Consider the following 6,706-nt stretch of genomic DNA (forward strand, 5'->3'; position numbering starts at 1 on the left):
GGGCCTCGCGGGCCGGGTCGGCGGGCTCGGCGGCGGCGCCGGGGGCGGCCGATCGGGCCCCGGCGGTCACCCGGTTGCTGTCCGGCGACTGGTTGTCCGCGCCGTCCCGGGCGCGTACGTGGTAGGTCACGGCCTCGCCGGGGGCCGGGGTGTCGACGTACGTCGTGGTGCCGGCGCCGACCGCGGTGCGCAGCCGGCCGTCGGCGTAGACGTCGTAGCCGGCGACGTCGTCCGAACCGGAGCCGGCCGGGGGCCGCCAGTCGAGCTGGACGCGGCCGTCGGACAGCGCGGTGCGGGCCAGGCCGCGGGGGGTGCCGGGCGGCTCGGTGTCGCCCTCGGCCGGGCCGAGGACCTCCAGCTCCGCGAGCCTGGCGGGGCCGGCGCCGGCGGTGAAGAGCACGCGTACGTGGCGGGTGACGGCGGTGTCGAAGGACAGGGTCGCGCTGTGGTCGCCGGCCGCGTCGAACGCGATGTCGCGGGCCGCGGTGAGGTCGGTGAACTCCCGGCCGTCGGTGCTGCCCTGGAGCTTGAGGTTCCGCACGGTGGCGCCGCCGTCCCCGGGCAGCGTGAGCACCGCGCCGTTGATGCCGACGGACGCGCCGAGGTCGGTCCGTATCCACTGGTCGCGCCCGCTCTTCCTGCTCTGCCAGTAGCTGTCGCGGTCGCCGTCGCCCGCGGCGTCCGCGGCGCGCCCGCCGGTGTGGCTGCTGGCCCTGAGCGGGCGGCCCTCGGCGAGGTTGCGGCCGGAGTCCTCGGCGGTGTGCACGACGAGTTCGGCGAGCCGGGCGGGTCGTTCGGCGCCGCCGGCGAACTGCACGCGCACGTAGCGGGTCAGGGCGGCGGGGAAGTCGACGCTGACGGTGTTGCCGTCGGCGGGGCGGAACGCGCGGGTGTCCTCGGCGGACAGCGTCTGGAAGGTCTGGCCGTCGGCGCTGCCCTGCACGGCGAGGGTCTGCTTGCGGGCGGCGGCGTCCTCGGGCAGCTTGAGCACGACCTCGTCGACGCGCGCCGGCCGGCCGAGGTCGGTCTGCACCCAGTGCGGGCCCCTGCCCCGGCTCTGCCAGTATGTGTCCTGGTCGCCGTCGGTGATCCGGGCCGCCGCGTGCGCGGGCGCGGCGGTGCTGGGCGCGGCGGGCCGGGCGCCGGCGCCTCCGCCGGCGGGTGCGGCGGGGAGCGCGGGGAGTCCGAACAGCAGCAGTCCGGTGGCGACGGCGGCGATGGTGGGCCGATGTCTCGAGCGGTGCTTTCTCATGCGGGTCGTCCAACCTGTGAGTTAGCTAATTGCGCTGAGATATCGAAGAATTGCAGAACGATCATGGTAAGTCTACGGGCATGACGCCGACTCTTCTGCGGCGTCTCCGGAGTGCGGAGTGACTTGCGTGCACATGACATGACACCGGGCACCGCCTCGCTTACTCAACACGGCAGCTTACGGACCTGCGGCGCGCCCAGCCGCAGCCGACCAGCCGAACGATCTCCGCCTCCATTCACGTAAGTGACTTACATTCTCGGACGACTTCTTGCGTAAACGGCGGCACCCCCGCCGGTCAACGCCCGCCCGGGAGCCGGGGCGTTGTCGGCGGCCCGTGCCAGACTGCACTCGTCAGCGGCGCCGGCCGGGCGCCCGGTCGCCGGGAGGGGCGCGATGGGCCTGGAGATCGAGGGGCGGCCGTCGGACTCGCCGTACGTGTCGTACGTCTGGCGCAGCCGCAGCGAGGGCGTCGACCGGATGACCGCCGTCGCGACGACCGGCTGGGACCTGGTCTTCTGGGAGGCGCGCGACGGGTTCCACGCCGCGGTCGCGGGCCCCGAGTCGCGGGTGAGCACGGCGGCCGTGCCCGAGGAGGCCCGGTTCTTCGGCATCACCTTCGCGCTGGGCACCGTGCTGCCGCACCTGCCGGCGCCCCGGCTGCTCGACTCCGGGGTGGACATACCGGACGCCACGCGCCGGCGGTTCTGGCTGCACGGGTCGCACTGGCCGGTGCCCGGCCCCGACGACGCCGAGGCGTTCGCGGACCGGCTGGTGCGCGCCGGCGTGCTCGTCCGCGACCCGCTGGTCGCCGAGGTGATGCGCGGCGGCACCCCGGACGTCTCGCCGCGCACCGCGCAGCGGCGCTTCCGGTCCGCGACGGGGTTCACCCACGGCGCCGCCCGGCAGATCGAGCGCGCGCGGCACGCCGCGGTCCTGCTCCGCGAGGGCGCCGCCGCCGCGGACGTCGTCCACCGCCTCGGCTACTACGACGAGCCCCATCTGGCCCGCGCGCTCACCCGCTTCATCGGGCGCACCGCCGGGCAGCTCCGGGACGACCCGCGGCCCGCGCGCCCGCTGTCGCTTCTGTACAAGACCTGACGCCCGGCGGCCGCTAGCGTCCCGACGGACTGCACACCGACGGACCCCGCCTTCTGGAGCACATCGTGAGAAAGATCGTGGCCGGCCTCTTCATCTCCCTCGACGGCGTCGTGGAGGCGCCCGAGGAGTGGCACATGTCCTACTTCGACGACGAGATGGGCGAGGCGGTCGGCGGGCTGATGTCCGACACCATGCTCTACGGCCGCAAGACCTACGAGGGCTTCGCCGAGGCGTGGCCGCAGCGGGAGGGCACCGACGACGAGGACGCCGGGTTCGCCAAGATCCTCGGTGCCGCCCGCAAGATCGTCGTCTCCCGCGGCGAGGTCGACCTGTCCTGGCGGAACTCCGAGAAGCTGCCGGGCGACCTGGTCTCCGGGGTGACCGCGCTGAAGAAGGAGCCCGGCGGCGACGTCTCCGTCGGCGGCTCGATCTCCGTGGTCCGCGAGCTGCTGCGGCACGGGCTGCTGGACGAGCTGCACCTGCTGGTCCACCCGGTCGCGGTGCGCCGGGGCGAGCAGCTCTTCGACGAGGGCGACGCCCGGATCCCGCTGCGGCTGCTGTCCTCGAAGGCGTTCGGCTCCGGCGTGCTGCACCTCGTCTACGGGCCCGCGGACTAGGGCTTCTCGTCCGGCTCCTCGGGACCGGACGGGAAGCCCCCGTCCTCGACCAGCGACTGCAGCGGCGGGCCCGTCACCGCGCAGTGCACGTGGCACGGCGGCTCCGGCGGTCCCGCCGCGGGCCCGGTCCCCGAGCGGATGGTCAGCCAGGACAGCACCGCCCCCGCGGCGAGCAGCGCGGCGCAGATGAGCAGGGCGGTGCGGAAGCCGTCGCCGAACGCCCCGGGGTCGCGGTAGTCGTCGCCGGAGAGCCCGGCGGCCAGCGGCAGCGCGGCGACGGCCAGCAGGCCGGCGGCGCGGGCCACCGCGTTGTTGACGCCGGAGGCGATGCCGGAGTGCCGGTCCGCGACGGCCCCGAGGACGGTGGCGGTGAGCGGGGCGACGGTCGTCGCCAGCCCCAGGCCGAAGAGCAGCACGCCGGGCAGCACGTCCCGCACGTACGACACGTCGTCGCCCGGCCCGCCGACGCGCAGCATCAGCAGCAGCCCGGCGGCGCAGACCGCCGGGCCGACCGTCATCGGGATACGCGGCCCGATGCGCTCCGACAGCTTCCCCGACCGCTCCGAGAGCGCCAGCATGATGAGCGTCACCGGCAGCAGCGCGGAGCCCGCGGCCAGCGGCGAGTAGCCCGCGGCGATCTGCAGGTCCAGCACGAGGAAGAAGGTCACCCCGCCGAGGGCCGCGTAGACGACGAAGGTCACCAGGTTCGCCGCGGTGAACTGCCGGGAGCCGAAGAGCCCCGGGGCCAGCATCGGATGGCTGCTGCGCCGCTGCACGAGCACGAACGCCGCCAGCCCGGCGACCCCCGCCGCGCTGCTCGCCGCCAGTATCACCGCCGGCACGCCCTCCTCCGGCGCGGCGATCAGGGCGTACGTCACGCCCGCCAGGCCCAGCGCGCCGAGCGCGGCGCCGGTCCAGTCGAAGCGGCCGGTGGCCGACTCGTCGCGGCTCTCCGGCACGTGCCGGGCGGCGACGGCCACGACGACGGCGGCCAGCGGCACGTTGATGGCGAACACCCACCGCCAGTTCGCCGCCTCCACCAGCCAGCCGCCGAGCAGCGGCCCGAGCGCGCCGGCGATGCCGGCGAGGCCCGACCAGACGCCGATCGCGCGGGCCCGGTCCGCGGGCGCGAAGGAGGACTGGATGAGGGCGAGCGAGCCGGGGGTCAGCAGCGCACCGCCGATGCCCTGCAGGGTGCGGGCGGCGATGAGGACGCCGACGTTCGGCGCCAGCGCGCACAGCAGGGACGCCAGCGCGAACCACAGGGTGCCGACGACGAACAGCCGGCGGCGGCCGTAGCGGTCGCCGAGGGCGCCGCCGAGGAGGATGAACGCGGCGAGGGTGAGGGTGTAGCCGTTGACGGTCCACTGCAGGCCGCCGAGGGAGGCGTCCAGGTCGTCGCCGATGGCCGGCAGCGCGACGTTGACGACGGTGGCGTCGAGGAAGGTGATGCCGGAGCCGATCACCACCGCGGTCAGCAGCCAGCGGCCCGCCGGCTCCGCCAGCCTGAGGCCCGCGGGCGCCGCGGCGGGCGGGTTGGGTTCCGTCATACCCGCAGTCAATCGCATGGCCGGGCCGCATGCACCGCATCGGGCGGTGCCCGCCGTGCGGCACGTCGGGTAGCGTCCGGGAGGTGAGCGACGTCAGCCCCGAGGGGAACCTCGAAGACAGGCCCGAGGACACGGCCGGGGACCGGCCGGAGGACCCCTCGGGGGACCGGCCCGAGGCGCGGTCCGGGAGCGGTTCGTCCGGCTTCGAGCGCGGCACGGACGGCCCGAAGGTGATCCTCGCGGGCGTCGACGGCTCGGACACCTCCTGGCGGGCCGCCGCCTACGCCGCCGGCCTGGCCCGGCGGCAGGGCTCGCTGCTCGCGCTGGTGTACGTGCAGCCGACGCTGGCCGCCGCGGCGGCGCTCGGCGCACCGGTCGGGGACACCACGGAGGAGGTGGCGCAGGAGCTGGTGGCGGAGATCCGGCGGGCCGCGGAGCAGCTGCGCGGGATGTTCGACGTCCGCTGGGAGTTCCACACCCTGCACGGCGACGCGTACGCGGGGCTGGTGCAGGCGGCGGAGGAGCTGACGGCGGACGCGGTGATCGTGGGCGCGTCGGAGCAGGCGGGCCACCGGTTCGTCGGCTCGGTGGCCGTCCGGCTGGTCAAGGCGGGTCGCTGGCCGGTGACGGTGGTGCCGTGACCCGCGGGCGGCGGGGGCCCCTCTCGCGCCGCCGCCGGGTCTGCGGCACGGTGGGGGCATGACCAACCACACGTACCGCATCACCGAGATCGTCGGCTCCTCCCCCGACGGCTTCGACGACGCCGTCCGCAACGGCGTCGCCCGGGCCTCGAAGACGCTGCGCAACCTGGACTGGTTCGAGGTCACACAGGTGCGCGGGCAGCTGGAGGACGGCGCCGTCGCGCACTGGCAGGTCGGCCTGAAGGTGGGCTTCCGGCTGGAGGAACCGGACGGGGCCTGACGCCCGGCGGGGCCGCGCCCGCGGTCACTTCAGCAGCCGGGACATCCTCCGGTCGGCCAGCGGCTTCCCGCCGGTCTGGCAGGTGGGGCAGTACTGCAGGGCCGAATCGCTGAACGACACCTCGCGGATCGTGTCGCCGCAGACGGGGCACTTCTCCCCCGCCCGCCCGTGCACCCGCAGGCCGCTCTTCTTCTCCGCCTTCAGCCGCCCCGCGGCCACGCCGCGGGAGCGCTCGACGGCCCCGCGCAGCGTGTCGCCGATGGCGGCGTAGAGCACGGCGGTCTCCTCGTCGGTGAGGTTCGCCGCGAGCTTGTACGGGGAGAGCTTCGCGACGTGCAGGATCTCGTCCGAGTACGCGTTGCCGATGCCCGCGATCGTCGACTGGTCGCGCAGCACACCCTTGATCTGCCGCCGCTCGTCCGCCAGCAGCGCGGCGAACGCCTCCGGGGTGAACGCCGCGGCCAGCGGGTCGGGACCCAGCCGGGCGACCCCCGGCACGTCCCGCGGATCCCGTACGCAGTAGACGGCGAGGCGCTTCTGTGTGCCCGCCTCGGTGAGGTCGAAGCCCGCGCCCTCGGGCTCGGCGAGCCGCACCCGCAGCGCGAGCGGCCCCTTGCCGGGCCGCGGCGGCGCGGCGGGCAGCGTGTCCTTCCACTGCAGCCAGCCGGCCCGGGCCAGGTGGATCACCAGGTGCAGCTCGTCGGCGACGGTGATGTCGAGGAACTTGCCGTGCCGCCCGACGGCGGTGACCTCGGCACCCTCCAGCGCGGTGAGCGGCGGGTCGTACGTCTTGAGCACGCTGACGGCGACCGGCTGCACCCGCGCGATGTGGCGGCCGGCGAGGTGCTCGGCGAGGAATCCGCTGAGCGCCTCGACCTCGGGAAGCTCGGGCATGCCTCCAGTCTGCGGCATGCTGGAGTGATGTACGAGGAGAGGCCCGCGCGGCTCGACGGGGCGGTCGTCTGGCGCCGCCGGGACGTCCGGCCGGGGCCGTACCGGGTGCTGCCGGACGGCGGCACCGACCTCATCCTCGCGCCGGACGGGCTGCTCGTGGCCGGCCCCGACACCCGCGCGCACGTCGGCACCGGCACCGCCGGCGACGCGTACACCGGACTGCGCTTCGCCCCCGGGCAGGGCCCGGCGGACCTGGGCGCGCCCGCGCACGAGCTGCGGAACCTGCGGGTGCCGCTCGCCGACCTGTGGGGCGAGCGGCGGGCGCGGCTGGCCGCGGAGCAGGTGGCGGCGGCGGCCGACCCGGGGGCGGCGCT

The 6,706-nt window shown here is 75.5% G+C and carries 8 protein-coding genes; 5 read left to right on the plus strand and 3 right to left on the minus strand.

Going from position 1 to position 6,706, the window contains the following annotated elements; translation table 11 throughout:
* Positions 1–1,252 (minus strand): discoidin domain-containing protein (locus ABD317_RS32000; protein ID WP_344294565.1); only part of this gene is annotated, 1,252 nt, incomplete at its 3' end.
* A gap of 393 nt (positions 1,253–1,645) precedes the next feature.
* Between ABD317_RS32000 and ABD317_RS32005 the strand changes: the two genes are divergently transcribed.
* Together ABD317_RS32005 and ABD317_RS32010 are read left to right on the plus strand one after the other, a co-directional pair.
* Entirely contained in the window at positions 1,646–2,350 is a 705-nt protein-coding gene (locus tag ABD317_RS32005; RefSeq protein WP_344294567.1) for an AraC family transcriptional regulator, read from the plus strand.
* A 65-nt stretch (positions 2,351–2,415) separates the two neighbouring features.
* Entirely contained in the window at positions 2,416–2,967 is a 552-nt protein-coding gene (locus tag ABD317_RS32010; RefSeq protein ID WP_344294569.1) for a dihydrofolate reductase family protein, read from the plus strand.
* Here ABD317_RS32010 and ABD317_RS32015 read toward each other — a convergent pair.
* Complete coding sequence (locus tag ABD317_RS32015) at positions 2,964–4,517, minus strand: MFS transporter (protein WP_344294571.1); 1,554 nt, start codon at positions 4,515–4,517, stop codon at positions 2,964–2,966. The two genes, ABD317_RS32010 and ABD317_RS32015, sit on opposite strands and share 4 nt — an antisense overlap.
* An 83-nt stretch (positions 4,518–4,600) precedes the next feature.
* Here ABD317_RS32015 and ABD317_RS32020 point away from each other — a divergent pair, with 83 nt between their 5' ends.
* Positions 4,601–5,158, plus strand: coding sequence for a universal stress protein (locus tag ABD317_RS32020; protein ID WP_027757322.1), 558 nt, complete (start codon positions 4,601–4,603; stop codon positions 5,156–5,158).
* 58 nt (positions 5,159–5,216) lie between these two features.
* Complete coding sequence (locus tag ABD317_RS32025; protein WP_027757321.1) at positions 5,217–5,438, plus strand: dodecin; 222 nt, start codon at positions 5,217–5,219, stop codon at positions 5,436–5,438.
* 24 nt (positions 5,439–5,462) lie between these two features.
* Here ABD317_RS32025 and ABD317_RS32030 read toward each other — a convergent pair whose 3' ends face one another.
* Positions 5,463–6,332 (minus strand): DNA-formamidopyrimidine glycosylase family protein, encoded by an 870-nt coding sequence (locus tag ABD317_RS32030; protein ID WP_027757320.1) that lies wholly within the window; start codon positions 6,330–6,332, stop codon positions 5,463–5,465.
* A 27-nt stretch (positions 6,333–6,359) separates the two neighbouring features.
* On the opposite strand from ABD317_RS32030, the gene ABD317_RS32035 reads away from it, so the two are divergent.
* Positions 6,360–6,706, plus strand: a 347-nt coding sequence (locus ABD317_RS32035) for a DUF6597 domain-containing transcriptional factor (RefSeq protein WP_344294574.1), incomplete at its 3' end; no start/stop codon positions are given.

Source organism: Streptomyces synnematoformans, from assembly GCF_039531005.1.
In the GTDB taxonomy this organism is placed as follows: Bacteria; Actinomycetota; Actinomycetes; order Streptomycetales; family Streptomycetaceae; genus Streptomyces; species Streptomyces synnematoformans.

Excerpts from the sequence above, each read along its gene's own strand:
- ABD317_RS32015 (WP_344294571.1), bottom strand. The coding sequence starts at position 4,517 with ATGACGGAACCCAACCCGCCCGCCGCGGCGCCCGCGGGCCTCAGGCTG.
- ABD317_RS32005 (WP_344294567.1), top strand. The coding sequence starts at position 1,646 with ATGGGCCTGGAGATCGAGGGGCGGCCGTCGGACTCGCCGTACGTGTCG.
- ABD317_RS32025 (WP_027757321.1), top strand. The coding sequence starts at position 5,217 with ATGACCAACCACACGTACCGCATCACCGAGATCGTCGGCTCCTCCCCC.
- ABD317_RS32030 (WP_027757320.1), bottom strand. The coding sequence starts at position 6,332 with ATGCCCGAGCTTCCCGAGGTCGAGGCGCTCAGCGGATTCCTCGCCGAG.